Annotated in this window: 14 protein-coding genes; 12 read left to right on the top strand and 2 right to left on the bottom strand. The window is 38.6% G+C overall.

What is annotated here, in order from left to right:
- Positions 1-130 precede the first annotated feature (130 nt).
- From thrA to GUU89_RS11795, 4 genes are read left to right on the top strand one after another with little or no spacing between them, the layout of a single operon-like run.
- On the top strand, positions 131-2,578 hold the full coding sequence (gene thrA, locus GUU89_RS11810) for a bifunctional aspartate kinase/homoserine dehydrogenase I (RefSeq protein ID WP_162128107.1): 2,448 nt from the start codon (positions 131-133) through the stop codon (positions 2,576-2,578).
- A 52-nt stretch (positions 2,579-2,630) separates the two neighbouring features.
- Positions 2,631-3,551, top strand: coding sequence for a homoserine kinase (locus GUU89_RS11805; RefSeq protein WP_162128106.1), 921 nt, complete (start codon positions 2,631-2,633; stop codon positions 3,549-3,551).
- 2 nt (positions 3,552-3,553) lie between these two features.
- A complete protein-coding gene (gene thrC / locus GUU89_RS11800; protein ID WP_162128105.1) occupies positions 3,554-4,840 on the top strand; it encodes a threonine synthase in 1,287 nt (428 codons plus the stop codon).
- 30 nt (positions 4,841-4,870) lie between these two features.
- A complete protein-coding gene (locus tag GUU89_RS11795) occupies positions 4,871-6,055 on the top strand; it encodes a hypothetical protein (RefSeq protein WP_162128104.1) in 1,185 nt (394 codons plus the stop codon).
- 58 nt (positions 6,056-6,113) lie between these two features.
- Here the strand turns inward: GUU89_RS11795 and GUU89_RS11790 are convergent, their stop codons facing one another.
- Complete coding sequence (locus GUU89_RS11790) at positions 6,114-7,130, bottom strand: serine hydrolase (protein WP_162128103.1); 1,017 nt, start codon at positions 7,128-7,130, stop codon at positions 6,114-6,116.
- A gap of 99 nt (positions 7,131-7,229) precedes the next feature.
- Entirely contained in the window at positions 7,230-7,616 is a 387-nt protein-coding gene (gene ytxJ, locus GUU89_RS11785) for a bacillithiol system redox-active protein YtxJ (protein ID WP_162128102.1), read from the bottom strand.
- A gap of 208 nt (positions 7,617-7,824) precedes the next feature.
- Between ytxJ and clpB the strand changes: the two genes are divergently transcribed.
- The 8 genes from clpB (at position 7,825) to GUU89_RS11745 (ending at position 18,635) form a co-directional block, all read left to right on the top strand.
- Positions 7,825-10,437 (top strand): ATP-dependent chaperone ClpB, encoded by a 2,613-nt coding sequence (gene clpB / locus GUU89_RS11780; protein WP_162128101.1) that lies wholly within the window; start codon positions 7,825-7,827, stop codon positions 10,435-10,437.
- Between the two features lie 883 nt (positions 10,438-11,320).
- Positions 11,321-12,772, top strand: coding sequence for a hypothetical protein (locus GUU89_RS11775; protein WP_162128100.1), 1,452 nt, complete (start codon positions 11,321-11,323; stop codon positions 12,770-12,772).
- 4 nt (positions 12,773-12,776) lie between these two features.
- On the top strand, positions 12,777-13,685 hold the full coding sequence (locus tag GUU89_RS11770; RefSeq protein WP_162128099.1) for a DNA adenine methylase: 909 nt from the start codon (positions 12,777-12,779) through the stop codon (positions 13,683-13,685).
- A gap of 75 nt (positions 13,686-13,760) precedes the next feature.
- Positions 13,761-14,234, top strand: a complete 474-nt coding sequence (locus GUU89_RS11765; protein ID WP_162128098.1) for a hypothetical protein — start codon at positions 13,761-13,763, stop codon at positions 14,232-14,234.
- Positions 14,235-14,560: 326 nt separating this feature from the next.
- Positions 14,561-15,409, top strand: coding sequence for a L,D-transpeptidase (locus GUU89_RS11760; RefSeq protein ID WP_235922032.1), 849 nt, complete (start codon positions 14,561-14,563; stop codon positions 15,407-15,409).
- Between the two features lie 205 nt (positions 15,410-15,614).
- Positions 15,615-17,345: a sensor histidine kinase gene (locus tag GUU89_RS11755; RefSeq protein ID WP_162128096.1), complete on the top strand. Its 1,731-nt coding sequence runs from the start codon at positions 15,615-15,617 to the stop codon at positions 17,343-17,345.
- A 56-nt stretch (positions 17,346-17,401) separates the two neighbouring features.
- Positions 17,402-18,040 (top strand): response regulator transcription factor, encoded by a 639-nt coding sequence (locus tag GUU89_RS11750; protein ID WP_162128095.1) that lies wholly within the window; start codon positions 17,402-17,404, stop codon positions 18,038-18,040.
- A 262-nt stretch (positions 18,041-18,302) separates the two neighbouring features.
- Positions 18,303-18,635: a DUF4870 domain-containing protein gene (locus tag GUU89_RS11745; protein ID WP_162128094.1), complete on the top strand. Its 333-nt coding sequence runs from the start codon at positions 18,303-18,305 to the stop codon at positions 18,633-18,635.
- The last annotated feature ends 11 nt before the right edge of the window (positions 18,636-18,646 follow it).

The raw sequence follows: 18,646 nt of genomic DNA, 5'->3' as shown, positions 1-18,646 counted from the left end.
TGCGGTTACTACGACATCAACAACTACCACCCCGTTTGGGGTATAATCATTACATATAATCCGCTTCAGGTACTTTCTATGACGAAAGACAAAATAACAATGACTTTATCTCCCATAAAAAAATAAAACAATGATTGTATTAAAATTTGGCGGAACCTCCGTAGCCAATGCCACCAATATTTCAAAAACCATTGAAATCGTTACCCATAAAAGCAAAAAACACAAACTGGCAGTAGTCGTTTCTGCCTTCAGTGGTGTAACCGATTTGCTTATCCTTGCCGGTAAAACCGCGGCAGCTAAAGACAAGAATTACAAAGAAATCATCAGTCAAATAGACAAAAAACATAAAGAGGCCATTGACGAATTAATTCCGCTAAGCGAACAAAGCGACATCATCAATACCATCAACGGCGACATCAATTTGTTAAAAACCTTGTTAGACGGTTGTTACCTTTTGGGTGAATTATCCAACCGAACCGCTGATACGGTGGCAGGTTTTGGCGAATTGCTTTCTTCACAAATCATTGCTTTGGCTTTGAAGCAGAAAGTCAGCAGCGCTACTTTTAAAGACAGTCGCGAAGTGATTAAAACCAATTCTAACTTTGGTAAAGCCAGTGTTGACTTTGCCGTAACCAACAAACTGATTGCTGATTATTTCAAAAGCAACACCAATCAAGTCGTTTTATTTCCCGGATTCATTGCCTCTTCCTTGGATGGCAATACGACCACTTTAGGTCGTGGGGGTTCTGATTACACCGCAGCCATATTGGCCGCAGCAGTCAAAGCCGAGATACTTGAAATTTGGACCGATGTGAACGGCATGTTTACGGCTAATCCGAGAATTGTAAAGCAGGCCCAACCCATAGAAACCATATCCTATCAGGAAGCCATGGAGCTGTCTCATTTTGGTGCCAAAGTGTTATATCCGCCAACAATACAGCCGGTATTGAAAGACAGCATTCCTATTTTTATTAAAAACACCTTTGAGCCGGAAGCCTACGGAACGTTGATTTCTGATCATCCAACCGAAGGCAGCAACCCAATTAAAGGAATCTCGCATATTGATAATATTGCTTTACTAACCTTAGAAGGCTCAGGTATGATTGGCGTGGCGGGTTCCTCAAAGCGTTTGTTTGAAGTGCTTTCGCAGGAAAACATAAACGTAATCTTCATTACACAAGCCTCTTCGGAACACTCCATTTGTATTGGAATTTTAAATGCCGATGCCGATAAAGCGAAAAGTGCTATTGACAAAACCTTTGAACTGGAGATAGCCCAAAGCAAAATCGACCCGTGTATCGTTGAAAAAGACTTGTGCATAGTAGCTTTGGTAGGCGAAAGCATGAAAAACCATCAGGGCATCAGTGGAAAAATGTTCAGCACTCTGGGTAAAAACAACGTTAACATTCGCGCCATTGCACAGGGAGCCTCGGAAAGAAACATATCCGTAGTCATTAATGAAAAAGACGTTAAGAAAGCCCTGAATACGCTACATGAGCGCTTCTTTGAAGACAATACCAAACAGTTAAATCTATTTGTAATGGGGGTTGGTAATGTGGGTGAAAAATTCATTGATCAAATCCACCAACAAAAGAAATTCTTAAAAGAACACCTCAAAATCAACTTGCGCGTTATCGCTATGGCCAACTCGCGTAAAATGGTATTTGATGAAGACGGAATCAGCTTAAACGATTGGAAAACTAAAGTAGACCAAGGAGAAACAGCCAATGTAAAAGGGTTTATCAAAAAGGTAATCGACTTAAACCTGCGCAACAGCATCTTTGTAGACATTACCGCCAACTATGATATTGCCGGAATTTACGATCAGTTCTTGTCACAAAACGTAGCCGTGGTAACTTGTAACAAAATTGCCTGTTCGTCGCAATACGACAACTATAAAAACCTTAAAACCCTTTCCCGAAAATACAATGCACCGTTCTTGTTTGAAACCAATGTCGGAGCCGGATTGCCTATCATCGATACGCTAAAACACCTTATTGCTTCCGGAGATAAAATCAACCGAATCAATGCTGTATTGTCAGGAAGTTTGAATTTTATCTTTAACAATTTCAGCGAAACCTACAGCTTTCACGATGTAGTTAAAGAAGCAGGTGTTCAAGGATTTACAGAACCCGACCCGAAAATTGATTTAAGCGGAGTTGATGTAGCCCGAAAGATATTAATCCTGATTCGCGAAAGCGGTTACGAAATGGAAATGGAAGATATTGTAAACAATTCGTTCCTACCCAAAGAGTGCATGGAGACCACCAACAATGAAGACTTCTTTAAATCATTAATCAAACATGCCGCTCATTTTGATGATTTACTGGCAGAAGCCAAAGCTAAAAACAGCCGCTTAAAATTCGTAGCTTCCTTCGAGAACGGCAAAGCCAGCGTTGGTTTGCAATTCATCCCGGCTGACAGTCCGTTTTACAATCTGGAAGGAAAAGACAATATCGTTCAGTTCTATACCGACCGCTATGTTGACCAACCGTTATTGATTAAAGGTGCCGGTGCCGGTGCTGCGGTTACTGCTTCGGGTATCTTTGCTGATGTAATCCGAATTGGGAATGTATAACTATAGTGTGGCGCCTTAGCAAGGTTACGGTGCTGCAAAAACCAAAATAAAAATGCACGAAATCAAAATATTCTGCCCGGCCACTATCGCTAATCTCAATTGCGGATTTGACGTCATGGGCCTATGTCTCGAGACCATTGGTGATGAAATGGTAATTCGCAAAGTGACAGAAAAAGGAATTAAAATTACTAAAATAACCGGTGCCGATTTACCCATGGAAACCGAGAAAAACGTAGCGGGTGTTGCCGGATTGGCTATTGTCAATGCAGCGAACCCTGATTTTGGTTTTGAAATTGAAATCCATAAAAAAATAAAAGCCGGCAGCGGTATCGGGAGTTCTTCTGCCAGTGCAGCCGGGGCGGTATACGGAATTAACGAATTACTGGGCCGACCTTATACAAAACACCAATTGGTAGATTTTGCCATGAAAGGCGAAGTTATTGCCAGTGGTTCTGAACATGCCGATAATGTAGCCCCTTGTCTTTTAGGAGGCTTTACATTAGTTCGCGGTTATAATCCTTTAGACGTCATAAGGATTGACAGTCCAAGTGAAATCTACGCTGTAGTCTTACATCCGCATATTGAAGTAAAAACATCGGATTCAAGAGCAGTGCTTTCTCCCACTATAGCCCTAAAAGAAGCTATAACACAATGGGGAAACCTAGGCGGGCTGGTATCCGGGTTATATACAAAAGATTACGAACTCATTGGAAGATCATTACAGGATGTGATTATTGAACCTTTACGCAAGCAATTGATTCCCAGTTTTGATTTGGTTAAAAACAGTGCCTTAGACAGTGGTGCCTTAGGGGCCGGGATATCGGGTGCCGGACCTTCTGTATTTGCTTTATGCAAAGGACAAGCTTCAGCCGAAAAAGTAGCCTATGCCATGAGCAGTAGTTATCTCGAAACCGGAATCCCCTTTGACATGCATGTTTCAAAAGTTAACGACCAAGGTGTAAAAACAATATAATTATGAACTATTACAGCTTAAACCATATCTCTCCCAAAGTAAGTTTTCAGGAAGCCGTTGTCTTGGGCTTAGCACCTGACAGAGGGTTATATTTCCCGGAAAGCATTACACCTCTTCCGTCTTCTTTCTTTGATAACATTGAAAACCTTTCACACGAAGCAATCGCTTTTGAAGCCATCAAACAGTTTGTAGGTGATGAAATTCCTGAAGCCGAATTGAAACGCATCATAGCGGAAACCCTATGCTTTGATTTTCCTTGCGTGCCGGTAGAAGACAACGTCTATTCCTTAGAATTATTTCACGGACCAACCATGGCTTTCAAAGATGTGGGTGCCCGATTCATGTCGAGATGCTTAGGCTATTTCAACCGTCATGATGATAAGAAAGTTACGGTTTTAGTAGCCACTTCAGGCGATACCGGCGGTGCTGTAGCCAGCGGATTTTTGGGTGTAAAAGGCGTTGAAGTTATAATATTATATCCTTCAGGTAAAGTTAGTGAAATACAAGAACGTCAACTAACTACGTTAGGACAAAACATAAAAGCATTAGAAGTAGACGGCGTATTTGATGATTGTCAGGATATGGTCAAAAGAGCCTTCTTAGACGAGAGTCTGAAACACAAGAACCTCACTTCGGCCAATTCGATTAACATTGCCCGATGGTTGCCGCAAATGTTTTATATTTTCTTTGCGTACCAACAATTAAAGAAATACCAAAAGCCTTTGATTCTTTCGTGCCCGAGTGGTAATTTCGGGAACATTTGTGCCGGCATTATGGCGAAACGATTAGGCCTGCCTATCGCCCACTTTGTAGCTTCTACCAATGCTAATGATACCGTGCCTAGGTTTTTAGCAAAAGGACAATACGAACCCAAACCCTCTGTAGCCACTATTTCCAACGCTATGGATGTAGGGAATCCAAGCAACTTTATCCGCATACAGGAATTATATCACAATGATTTAAAGCAATTTGAAAAAGACTTTTCTTCCTACAGCTTTACTGATGCCGAAACAGAAGCCGCTATGCAGGATATTTTCAAACGCACGCAATACATAGCCGAACCTCATGGAGCCGTTGGTTATTTGGGACTGAAAAAAGAAATGCAAAAGCAATCCAACAGTGTTGGCGTATTCTTAGAAACGGCGCATCCTATAAAATTCCTTGATATTGTTGAACCCTTACTGAATTTAAAATTGCCGATACCGGAACAAATTGAAAGTGTGTTGCATAAAGAAAAAGTGAGTACCAAAATCAAAACCTATGAGGATTTGAAGAACTATTTAGATTGATTTTTTTTACATTTGTTTAAAATCAACTCCATGAAAAAAATTACTTCACTCTTATCAGTATTCCTTATCCTTTCTGCCTGCGGTATTAAGCAAACCCGTGAATTAGTAACTTCCGGCGATTATGATGCCGCCATCCGTAACTCGGTAGAAGGGCTGCAAGGCAACAAAAACGCCAAAGGCAAACAAGACTATGTTTACCTGCTCGAAGAAGCTTTTGCCAAAGCCAAAGAACGCGATACCCGCGATATCGAAAGCTGGTTTAAAGACACCAATCCAAGGAATTTGGAGAAAATATACAATACCTATATCCAACTCAACTACCGTCAGGAACAGATTCGTCCTTTGTTACCGTTACAATTATTGAAGGAAGGTCGTGAAGCAAAGTTTGCTTTTGAAGATTATTCCGATCAGATCGTAAGCAGCAAAAATGCCCTGTCAAAGTATTTATACGACAACTCCAAAGCATTATTGGTTACCAAAGACAAAATGACCATCCGTCGGGCTTATGACGATTTGATGTATTTAGAAAGCATCAATCCCGGCTTTAAAGACACCGACAAACTTATAGAAGAGGCCAAAACTAAAGGCACCGACTATGTAAATGTATCTACTAAAAACGAAACGAATATGGTTATTCCGGTTCGTTTAGAGAATGATTTGCTTGATTTCAGCACTTATGGCTTGAACGATAAATGGACCGTTTACCACAGCAAGCGCGTTAAAGGAATTGACTACGATTACGGTTTAATCCTGAATTTCCGCAACATTCAAATCTCTCCGGAGCAACAAAAAGAAAAACAATTCGAAAAAGAAAAGCAAATCAAAGATGGCGTGAAAAACCTTGTGGATTCTAAAGGCAATACCGTAAAAGACAGTTTGGGTAACCCCATCAAAGTCGACAACATGAAAACCATCCGCATCAGTATTTATGAATTTTCACAAATCAAGTCCTGCCAAGTAACGGCTAAAGTGGATTATGTTAATCTTAAGAACAGCCAACTAATCGAAACCTTTCCGGTAGCTAGCGAGTTCATATTCTCTAACATATATGCCAGCTACAAAGGCGACAAACGTGCTTGTGAAGATACTTACTATCCTAATTTTGATAGAAAAGCAATACCATTTCCAAGCAATGAGCAGATGATTTATGATGCCGGAAATGATTTAAAAAACAAACTGAAAGACATTATTTCTCAAAATAAATTCAGAAGATAATCCCAAAACAACTGTTTTATCCATAAAAAAACCCGAAGATAGTCTTCGGGTTTTTCTTTTATTTTGATTGATTCTTTACATCTTCATAAACCGTTCTTGAAATCTCGCCTATCAATTCAGAAAGCTTTTTCAAATCTTTTCCTTTGGTCATTACCGTGAGCAGATACCCTGCACCATTGTCTAAATATATCACCGCCGATTCATGCAACTGCTTTTCAATCGGATTGCCCGATTCACCAAACTTATGAGCAATCTTGGTATTGGCCGGTATGCCTTTCATAATGCCATCCTTAAAATCACACTCACTCAATAGCTCAGCGGCATATTCAGAGTTTTTAATCGTTAAATATCCGGCATTGAATATAATTCGCATGAAAAGCGAGTAATCTCTAACGGTAAAATGATACTTATCCGCATATAAATTAGGCACTTCTACTCCAACATCCGCAAACAGTTTCTGCAACACTTTGTTATCCATATTATTTTCTAACAATATAGTAGCGGCATTGTCCGAATATTTTATCATGTAAGTCAACAATTCCTTTACGGTATAGGTTTGCCCTAACTGTATCACCTTAGAAGTATAGGCAATGTTCTTCCCCGTCTCTATTTTATTTACATAGGTAATCGATTTGTTGAGAAACCCCGGATGCTCTTCTTCCATCTTTAAAATGGTAATCAATACCGGAACTTTAAACAAGGAGCCCGGTTCATACTTATCCTCCTCATTTACTACAGTCCATTCACCATTAGCACGAAGATAAATAGAAGCCGTAGTCAAACCACTGGTCTGCTTATACTTTTCAATAATCTCAGTAATCTTAAGTTTGGTACTGACTAAATTATCGGATTCGCAGTTTTCGTCTACCCACAAGATAGGCTTAACAAATTTTAATCCGGTAATTCTTTTGATGTTGTATTCACAAGTTTTTTTAGCCGAATTAATGGCCAAGGTAGCTGAATCTTTTCGGCTGATCCACCAATAGATTCCAATGGAAACAAATAAGGAAATAATAATAGAACTGAGCGCTACATGGAAAAGAGAAAACTTCCGAGAAGCAAGGGGTGATGACATTTAATTTAGTTTTAGTTTTTGGTTTATATGTAAGACAAAACTAACTAAACTCACCCTACCAATACACAAGAAATATGTTACAATTTTCTTAATAAACTGTTAAATATAACGCTTCAAATCGTCCGCATAAATATCGCCGTGAGAAGCAATATAAACAGGTTCACCGTTTCGGATTAACAGCAATTGTGGCGACTCATGCTCTACGCTGAAACGACTGGCCACAGCATCAGATAATTGACGGTGCTCGAGCAAATCCAAAAAATAAGGCGTAATTTTATCGTGCATATCGTACTCGTTCTCAAACTGCTTCAACGTCATACGACTTACACCACAACGCGTACTGTGCTTAAAGATTGCTACCGGTTTATCGGTAGACTCGTTGATGATTTCGTTAAGCTGCCCCATATCGGTTAAGGGCCTCCATCCTACTTTAGAGGTGTTGGTTGGTTCATCGGAACTGCCGAATATATTTTTAAATAGGTTCATAGTGGCGTGATTTAGGACATTTTGACTTGAATTTAGTACAAACAACCGCACGAAACACGTCATTTTGTCTGATTAAACGTTTTGGAATACATCTTGTCGACTAGTTTTCAAAGCTAAAAAAATTATAACAGAAACAAATTGACTTTAACTTTTACACAACAGTACAGACAAGTCGCGACTTGTCTCAACAATAAAAAAACAAACAACTATGAACATAAACAATTTAACCATTAAATCACAGGAAGCCATCCAGCAAGCACAAAGCATTGCACAAGGGCTGGGCCATCAACAAATCGAAAACGAACATCTTGTAAAAGGGATACTGGAAGTTGACGAAAATGTAACGCCTTTTATCCTGAAAAAACTCAACGTCAATGTTGATTTATTCAAAAAAATACTAGACAGCACCTTGCAAAGTTTCCCGAAAGTTTCAGGCGGTGATATCATGCTTTCACGCGAAGCCAATAGCACTATAAACGAAGCCGGAATCATAGCCAAGAAAATGACCGATGAATACATTTCTATCGAACATTTATTGCTGGCCATACTTAAATCAAAAAGCAAAGTAGCCCAAATTTTAAAAGACCAAGGCGTAACCGAAAAAGGCATGGAAGCCGCTATAGCCGAGATTCGTAAAGGGGAACGAGTAACCTCTGCCTCTGCCGAAGAAACCTATAATGCGCTCAACAAATACGCGAAGAACTTAAACGAATTGGCCAAAGCAGGCAAACTCGATCCGGTGATTGGTCGCGATGAAGAGATTCGCCGTGTGTTGCAAATCTTAACGCGTCGTACCAAAAACAACCCAATGTTGGTGGGTGAACCGGGTGTGGGTAAAACCGCTATAGCCGAAGGATTGGCACACCGCATCGTAGACGGTGACGTTCCCGAAAACTTAAAAGACAAAATAGTCTATTCGCTCGATATGGGAGCACTGATTGCCGGAGCCAAATACAAAGGTGAATTTGAAGAACGATTAAAATCGGTAGTAAAAGAAGTCACTTCGGCTGAGGGTGATATCGTCTTATTCATAGACGAGATTCATACTCTTGTGGGTGCCGGTGGTGGCGAAGGCGCTATGGATGCGGCCAACATCTTGAAACCGGCTTTAGCTCGTGGCGAACTAAGAGCTATAGGGGCTACTACCCTTGACGAATACCAAAAGTACTTCGAAAAAGACAAAGCCTTAGAGCGTCGTTTTCAAAAGGTAATGGTAGACGAACCCGATACCGAAAGCGCCATTTCCATCCTGCGCGGTATTAAAGAGAAATACGAAACCCACCACAAGGTGCGTATCAAAGACGATGCGATTATTGCGGCGGTGGAGTTATCGCAACGCTATATCACCAACCGTTTCCTTCCGGATAAAGCTATCGACTTGATGGACGAAGCGGCCTCTAAGTTGCGTATGGAAATCAACTCCAAACCCGAAGAACTGGATGTGCTCGACAGAAAGATTATGCAGTTGGAAATTGAGATAGAAGCCATCAAACGCGAGAATGATGAAACCAAACTGAAAGGCTTGGGTATGGACTTAGCCAACCTCAAAGAAGAACGCAACGAAATTTTCACCAAATGGAAATCAGAGAAAGAGGTGGTCGACAGCATACAAGCGGTAAAACAAGAACTCGAAGATTTTAAACTGGAAGCCGAACGCGCCGAACGCGATGGGGATTACGGCAAAGTAGCCGAAATCCGCTATGGCAAAAGCAAAGAAGCCCAAGAACGTTTAGATACGTTGCAACAGCAATTAATAGAAAACCAATCGGGTACTTCCCTGATTAAAGAAGAAGTAACCCGCGAAGACATAGCCGAAGTGGTGGCCAAATGGACCGGCGTGCCGGTAACCAAAATGCTGCAAGGCGAACGAGAAAAACTGTTGCGTTTGGAAGAAGAACTCCACCACCGAGTGGTCGGACAAGAAGAAGCTATTGAAGCCGTCAGCGATGCCGTGCGCCGTAGTCGTGCCGGATTGCAGGATATGAAGAAACCTATTGGTACCTTCCTGTTCCTTGGGACAACCGGTGTGGGTAAAACAGAGTTAGCCAAAGCGTTGGCCGAATACCTTTTTGACGATGAAAACGCCATGACGCGTATTGATATGAGCGAGTACCAAGAACGCCATAGTGTGAGTCGATTAGTAGGTGCCCCTCCGGGCTATGTAGGCTATGACGAAGGTGGACAGCTAACCGAAGCAGTACGAAGAAAACCTTACTCTGTAATCTTGTTAGACGAAATTGAAAAAGCACACCCTGATACGTTTAACATCTTATTACAGGTGTTAGACGAAGGTAGACTAACGGATAACAAAGGGCGTTTGGCCGATTTTAAAAACACCATTATTATCATGACTTCCAATATGGGAAGTGCCATCATACAAGAAAAATTCGAAAACCTAAAAGGAGGTTTAGAAGCCGCAACCGAAGCCGCCAAAACCGAAGTGTTAGGCTTGCTGAAACAAACGGTTCGCCCTGAATTTATCAACCGTATTGATGAAATAGTAATGTTCACGCCATTGACTTCGGCTAATATCAAGCAAATCGTTGGGTTGCAATTGCAAAGTGTTACCAAAATGCTGGCACAGCAAAACATCGTTATGGATGCCACACCCGAAGCCATTGACTATTTAGCCGACAAAGGCTATGACCCACAATTTGGAGCCCGCCCGGTAAAACGAGTAATCCAACGCGAGGTCTTGAACCAATTGTCTAAAGAAATACTAGCCGGTAAAATCACCACCGACAGCATCATATTGTTAGATAGTTTTAACGGACAATTAGTGTTTAGAAATCAAAACGAAAAAGTAGTTACCAATTCGTAATTCATAATTCGTAATTCATAATTCGTAATTCATAATTAAATAAGTTTGGTTTTTTAGTTTGATTGAAAAGTCCTGATGGTAGCGATACTATTGGGGCTTTTTGTTTTACTCCACTTGTCTTTCCCGCGCAGGCAGGAATCAAAGTGCCAACAACTAATAAAACCAAATACAATTAAGGACAAAAATGTCACACTGAGCCTGTCGAAGTGCCTCCAACAAAGAAAGATCTTCGACAGGCTCAGACTGACAATCGCAGTTTGAATTGTATATCCCAAAAAAGACAAAACAACAACTCAAAGCAAAATACAATAAGAAAGAAAATGTCACACTGAGCCTGTCGAAGTGCCTCCAACAAAGAAAGGTCTTCGACAAGCTCAGACTGACAATCGCAGTTTGGATTGTATATCCCTAAAAAGACAAAATAGCAACTCAAAACAAAATACAATAAGAAAGAAATTGTCACACTGAGCCTGTCGAAGTGCCAACCCAATAACACGAAATGTCCGCAAATGTCCGCAAATGTCCGGTTTTGTCCGCAAATGTCCACTTTGAGCTATTTTTTAGGGGTTTTGTTCGGTATTGGTTCGGTACTTGTTCGGTAACGCTTCGGTAAAAAGGTCCTTTTACCGAACAAGTACCGAAGAAAGCACGACCAAAACTATAGTTTGACCCCTCTCCTAGTTCGTCTTGTGCTATGCAATTCAATTAAAAATAAGTTATAAAAAATAACGACTTACAAATTTAATTCCTACTTTAGCTTCATTCAAAAAACAAATACCACCTCCGTTTTATTGAAAAGTATCGTGATGCCCCTATGTCTAAAGCTTTTTGGATATGGGCATTTTGTGTTATTGTGGGAATTTTTTAAAAATAAGTTATATAAATGGAAAACAAATCAAAAGAAGACAAAATTAAACTTAAAGAGCTAGTTCTTGATACAAATAATCCGCGGTTTGCGGAATTGTACACTGGTAATAATAATGAAGAAGAGCTAATTACATATTTATTGTACAATGAGGCTGCGATTGATGTTGCAAAAGCTATTGTAAAATCTAATGAGTATTATCAAGATAGACCTTTGTGGGTAATTGAAAAGGAGGGAAAGTACCTTGTAAAAGATGGAAATAGAAGATGTGCCGCGGTTAAAGCTCTTCAATTACCTGGTAAGTATGAAATAGATTTACCTAAAACAGATATTCCTGAATTACCAGTTTTAATTTATAAAAATGAAGAAGATGTTAATGAACGAATCTTTCAAGAACACGCCAATAGCCTTTTCAGAAGTTGGGAAAGAATCGCTAAGGCCTTAGAAGTCTATAGACTATTCAAGATTGGAAATACAGTAAGTTCAATGAAAGAAATTGATTCTTCACCAGCTCAATTAATCAAACTGGCTAGTTTTTATTATGAGGCTGTTAAAATAGGAGGAGATGATTTTAAAAATCTTTTGACTAGAGGAAGGGGACGAACTGGAGGAAGAGCTATAATCTTTGAAAGATTATTTAATATAAAGTATACTCAAAAATGTGGTTATCATTTTAAAAGCAATCCAAATTATGAGATTGTTATTGATGATACTACAAAATTTAATAAATATGTTTCCGCATTAATTCATTGTCTAAAAGATGATGTAAATTATGAAATAAAAACCGACACCGTTGATCTCGAGAAAGAAGCATTTTTTAAGAGATTGAAAATTTATGGCTTTGACTATTTTGCAAAAGCAACAGTTGGAAGTTCAACAAATAATAATGGACAAACATCTGGAACATCTAATTCTGGTACTGCAGATTCTTCTTCAACTAATAATCCTAATAGCGGGAGTTCAAGTTCTGGAGGAAGTCAAAGTTCTAATTCAGGAAATGGAAGTACAAAAAAGTATCCCATTTTGAAAAGAAAAGCACTTCCACCAGGTTTAAAAGGAAGAGTTGTTGAGTATTTTAAATTAGACCCTATGACTTGTCCTAACTCGAAGATTGCAATGGCTAGAGTTACTTTTGAATGTGTTTTAAAGTATGTTGTCGAACAAACCAAATACAATGGAAAGACAACGATGAACAAATCAATTCATTTTCAAAATGTTTATCCTCCAAACAAATACGCAAATTTTGATTTGATGAAAACAAAATTTACAGAAATAATAAAAGCAAATGTCGACAAGAATTCATTTAATTCATTTAACTTGATGACCTTACATCAACTCATTCACAACTATAAAGTAAATGGGGTGCCCGCAAATGGAGACAACATAAGTCATAATTTATTGGAATTGATTGAGTTTATGTTGCAAGATGAAACTGATTTATTAAATTCGCTCGATTTAACCAAACTTTAATATTATGTTTTATTCACCTTTAAGATATCCCGGTGGGAAAAATAAATTAGCCCCTTTTTTAGCAAAAGTTTGTTTAGACAATAAAATTGACAATCATTACATTGAACCTTTTGCAGGTGGAGCTTCTGTTGCCTTATTCTTATTAATTGAAGGCTATGTAAGTAGAATTACAATAAATGATAAAGATAAATCAATACATGCTTTTTGGTATTCGATTTTAAACAATTGTGATGAGTTTTGTGAATTAATTAGGAATACAGAAATAAGTATTGAGAATTGGCATAAACAAAGAGAAATTCAAAAAAATAAAAACACATCCAACACCTTAGAATTAGGCTTCTCAACATTTTATTTAAACAGGACGAATCGCTCAGGTATAATTAAAGCAGGAGTTATTGGTGGATTAAATCAAGAAGGGAACTTCAAAATGGATTGTCGGTTTAATAAAAAAGAGTTGATAAATAAAATAGAATTAATTTCAAAATACAGCAGTAAAATAAATTTATATAATTACGATGCTTTAGAATTAATTGATACTATTATTAATGATAAAGAAACGGAAAAATCTAGTTCAATCTTCTATTTCGACCCTCCATATTATCTAAAAGCAGAGTCATTATATATGAATCACTTCAAACACGAAGACCATAAGATTCTTAGTGATAAAATAAAGTCCATCAACAATATTCACTGGATTGTCTCATACGATGACAATATAAACATTGAAAATTTATACTACGACGAAATTAAATTGAAATATTCTTTCAATCATTCTGCATTTGAATCGAGAGATGGTAAAGAGTTAATATTTCATAGTGAAAATTTGAGGTTACCAATAATTGAAAACTTTAATCCAACAAAATTTAAATTAAATAGAAGTAACTTGAAGAAAGAGATAAAGTATCTATATTAAATTCTTACCCCCCATACCACAGATTTCAAACCCACGACATATTAGCAGCAACTTTAACCCTATAAACAGACCCCATTGGAGCTATTAGGAACCATATCAAGCATTATTTTTGGCGGTATACTGTTGTATTTACTTATCCGTGAATACCTAAAAGTCAAAAAAGACCAAAAAATTATAAATTCAAAACTCGACAATAATACCGTTCAAACCGCTGACATTAGAATAGGTTCAATGGTGGCGGTCAATGTTGCGGTAAATTTTGGAAGTGAATACGATTATTGTAAATTTTATTTTAATGCCGGTGAAGTTTTCTTGAAGTTTAGGTATTCATTCCCGGCTGATTGCTACACTATACCATTAGTGTTGAAGAAAAACGAACATAACTATTATTCTTATTTTTGTTCATTCACAGTAACCCAATTCGAACCAAGGGAAACTGAGGCAAAAATTCATTTTAAAAACAAAACTTTTATCGGTTCAGCTTTTACATTATATCTTAAAAATATTTCCGAAGAAGATTTAGAACTGTTGAAAAAAAACCTTAGCTAACCTCCAATACCCCATAGCGCGGATTTGCAATCCGTGCTCCAAAACACACATGCACACTAACCAGTGTGCTTTTTTTATAGTCAAGTATGTTGATAAGTGTTGCAAACTAGTCGAAAAAACAAAATGTGACACAGAAAGTGTGTCAAACTTTATTTTTGAGCACTAGTTGAAACAGAAATGTTAAAAAAGCGGAATAAAAACTCCATACCGCGGATTGGGAACCCTACTCATTCGATACTTCTCACCAAGAAAATAAGCCAAAAAACATAACAATTCCCGGTAATTATGTAACACGTCCCTCGTTTAGAATGAAGAAATTTACCTATATGAAAAAATATCTTTTTATACTAAGCGTATTGCTAATATCGTTTTCCTGCTGGCATGAAACCAAAGTCGGCAGCAAAAGAACAGCACCCATTCGGCAAAAGCCAAAAACTACCGTCACCTATCATTTCGAAAAAACCAAAGATTGGTTGGCCGCTACAACTGACAGTGCTCAAATCAAAATAGCACTAGCCTTAAACCGAACTGATAAAAAGAATATCGTCAAAATGGATTCGATTATGGTAGCCAGTGACATGACAGGTGACATTGCTTACTATTTACCCTTCCCGCTGCAGCTGCCTTCGTTAAGTGAAGTGCCTAAAATCATTTTCTTTTCCTATGCCACCCAAACGTTTGGTGCCTATGAATACGGTGAATTAGTGCGCACCGGCCCCACCAACATGGGACGAAAAAGTGACCAAACGCCAACCGGCTTATTCTTCACCAACTGGAAAGCCGAAAAAACCACCAGCACCTTTAACGACGAATGGGATTTGCGCTGGAACTTTAACATCGCCAACAAACTCGGAGTCGGCTGGCACCAATATGAATTGCCGGGTTATCCTGCCTCCCATTCCTGCCTGCGCCTTCAGGAAAGTGATGCCAAGTATTTATACAATTGGGCCGACCAATGGGTGCTAAAGGATGAACAAAACGTATTGGTCAAAGGAACGCCGGTCATTGTTTTTGGTCACTATGATTTTGGAGCACCAAAGCCTTGGTACCAAGTAGTTCGTAATCCTAAAGCCTTAGACATTACTGCTGCTGCTATCCAAAAACAAACAACACCCTTTTGGGCTGTTATTATATCGCAACAACGAAATAGAGAGCGCTATGAAGCTAAACCATAAATTAATCGCTCTCCTTCTTTTTAAACCCTAGCTTGCAGCGCCAAATTGTAGAACATATTCTACACCGATTTTTAAAATGTATTACATACAGATAGGGTTTGGTGGTTTATTTTTGTCATAAATTAAATTAAAAAATTAATTTTGCCGCCCCGGCTCTTTAACAATTGTCTAAACCTACAGTAATCAAATAGTAAAAAAATCTATATTGAATTCTGTATATTTTAAAAAATTAAAATTTCAGGACCGAAAAATTGTGCACTATACCTTATTGGCGTGCATAGTCTTTTTGCAACTGATAGCAATAGTGATTTGGTACAATGAAACCGCTAATGAAGCTAAAATTTCAAAAGCGTTTACCGAGGTAGCTACGGCCAATAACGTGAGTAATTTTACCGGTCGTATCAACAACGCCCTAACCGAGTCGCAAGGCTATTTCAATCAGTATATCAATACCAAAGACACGGCCGCCTTGAGCCATTACATGGTAGCACTGAAAGAAACGAGCGTTTTGCTCGACAGTCTGAAACTGACCACCAAAGACAACGTTACGTTCAACAAAATCCTCTCAAAAGAACACAAAGCAGCTGCTGATGTCTTAGTACTGAAATCGGCCGTAGATGCGGTCATCGACCGACAACTTTTCAGTAAAACCATTGGAGGGGTTGCGCCTTTTGAATTAAAGGAATTAAGCTATAACAAGGTTTTAGACAGTATCAAAACCAATACGTTCATCAAAGTAGACCATGTATCCCGAAAAGGATTAATGTCCCGATTGATTGCGGCATTTAAAGGGAAGGTACAAATTCAGAAAGAGCAACTGAACACCGTGGTGACCATGAAATACAAAGACAAGGTCATCACAACCACGATTGAAGAATTGCTGAAAAAGGTACTTTTAAACACCAATAAATACTATACTCTGGAGTTCAAAAAACTAAAAACCTCATTCTTAAAGTTACGCCACAAAGATTTAGACTTGATTAAATTCAACAACGAATTGCTGTTACAATGCCACAACGTCCTCCCCGCTTACACTGAAGCCGGCAATACTTTTAAGGCCGACAGTCAGCAAAATTTACAAGACCGCTACGAAACCAACAAAGGCATTCGCAGTTATGGCATAGCCGCTGTCATCTTTTTAATGTTTATCGTATCGCTTATCTTGTTTGGCTTTACCCGTTTGGCGTTTGAATACGAGAAACGATTAACCGCTGCGCAAAACAGCATCCGCCAAAGCCTGAATTTTAAAAACAGAATCATCGGAATGATTAGCCATGAGATTCGTTCGCCGTTAAATATCATAGCCATTTACAGCCAAAAAATAAGCGCAACCGTTAAGGATATGGCCGTAAAAGACACTTTCAAATCGATACAATTCACCACCAATTCCTTGTTACTGTTGTCTAATCAAATAGTAGAGTATTCAAAAGATGAAAACCATAAATTGGCTTTGCGCACTAAAAATTTCCAATTAAAGAATGAGCTAAACCAAATCATAGTGTCGATGACCTCGCTGGCCGAAAGCCATGGCAACAAAGTGGTGCTCCATTCCACAATAGAGACTGATTATGAAGTCTGCTCTGATGCAGCCAAAATTCACCAACTGTTTTACAATATCATTGGCAATGCCAATAAATTCACCGAAAACGGACGAATCACGGTTACCCTAACTCAGGAAGACTTGTCTGATTTTGAACTCAACCTACAGGTGAAAATTGAAGACAACGGCAGTGGCATTTCCGAAAATGATTTAGCCCATATCTTTGATGCTTATTACCAAGGCACAGTTTCCGGAAAAGTAAACGACTTGGGCGTAGGTTTAGGATTAAACCTCTGCAAAGAAATCGTCGAACTCTTTGAAGGAACCATTCAGGTAGAGAGTGAAGAAAATCAAGGAACAAAAGTTGTTTTTAATTTAATCTTAAGTAAAGTATAAACAGGAATTGTTTAAATTTAATTGCTAATCCGGTACTTGTAAAATCCCCGCCACAAATGAAGCCCTCCTCTAATTTTACCTTTCTGATTGCCGACGATCACAGTGTGGTCAGACAAGGCGTATCTTTACTACTCAAAGAGTTGTTTTTTAATGCTAAAATATACCAAGCAGGCAACTTTAAAGAAACCTTGAAAGTGTTGCGAGAAACCAAAATTGATTTGCTCGTGCTCGACATAAACTTTCCGGATGGCAACAGCTTAAGCATTATTCCTGAAGCCAAAACAATTCAACCCGACGTTAAAATTTTGATTCTGTCAGCTTATGATGAAGACATCTATGCCCTTCGTTACCTGAATGCCGGAGCCTCAGGGTATTTGAGCAAAGGCAGTACGGAAGAAGAAATGAAGCAGGCCTTAAAAAGCATGATGGTATCGGGCAAGTACATCACCCAAAATATTAAAGACCGCATTTTAGATTCTTATATCACCAAAAAACCCATTAATCCACTAGAACTGCTGTCCAACAGAGAAGTTGAAGTAGCACGATTGCTAATCAAAGGCTATGGTAACATGGAGATAGCCGAATTGCTGCAGGTCAAGAAAACAACGGTCAGTACGTTTAAAAATAGAATCTTTGAAAAGCTGGAGATAAACAACCTCGCCGATTTAATTGATTTCTTTCAGTTATATAATTAATATAAGACACCCATTACTACAAGAAGCAACCCCAAAAGGTTGCTTTTTCTGTAGAAGCAATTCTACAAAAGCGCATCAGCAATTCTACAAATTTCTCTTTTTCATTGCTCTAGATTTGCCCCATAACAGGGTTTCTCATAATTGCTCTGTTTGGCATAATGTTAAAGTTGTACCCCGTAGGATCCTATTGACTAATAAAGGCCCCCATTTGTATAAATCAATAGGATTTGAGGGGAAATGAAAAGTAAAGTAAAAGATAAAAATGATGACTAAAAAAACTATATCGGTTATAAGCTATTTAACGATCATAGGCTGGTCTATAGCTTTTATTGAATATGAAAAAGGCGCTAAAACTTCTTTGGCCAAGTTTCATTTAGAGCAATCGCTCGGACTGAACATTATTGTCATTGTTACCAACATTTTGATGGCCTTGCCTCTACTCTTAGACCCCTTCTTTAGCATACTACTTATAATTAACAACACGGGATTGGTTATTCTTTGGATAGCCGGAATCATAAGTGCCAACAATGGTGTGAGACTGCCATTGCCGGTTATAGGGTTTTATTTCAAAGATAAATTTCGTTTTATCCGATAAGGTAACCGTCC

Source organism: Flavobacterium phycosphaerae (genome assembly GCF_010119235.1).
Classification (GTDB): domain Bacteria; phylum Bacteroidota; class Bacteroidia; order Flavobacteriales; family Flavobacteriaceae; genus Flavobacterium; species Flavobacterium phycosphaerae.
Note: the sequence above shows the minus strand (reverse complement) of the source record. Positions and strands in the feature narration are given on the sequence as shown.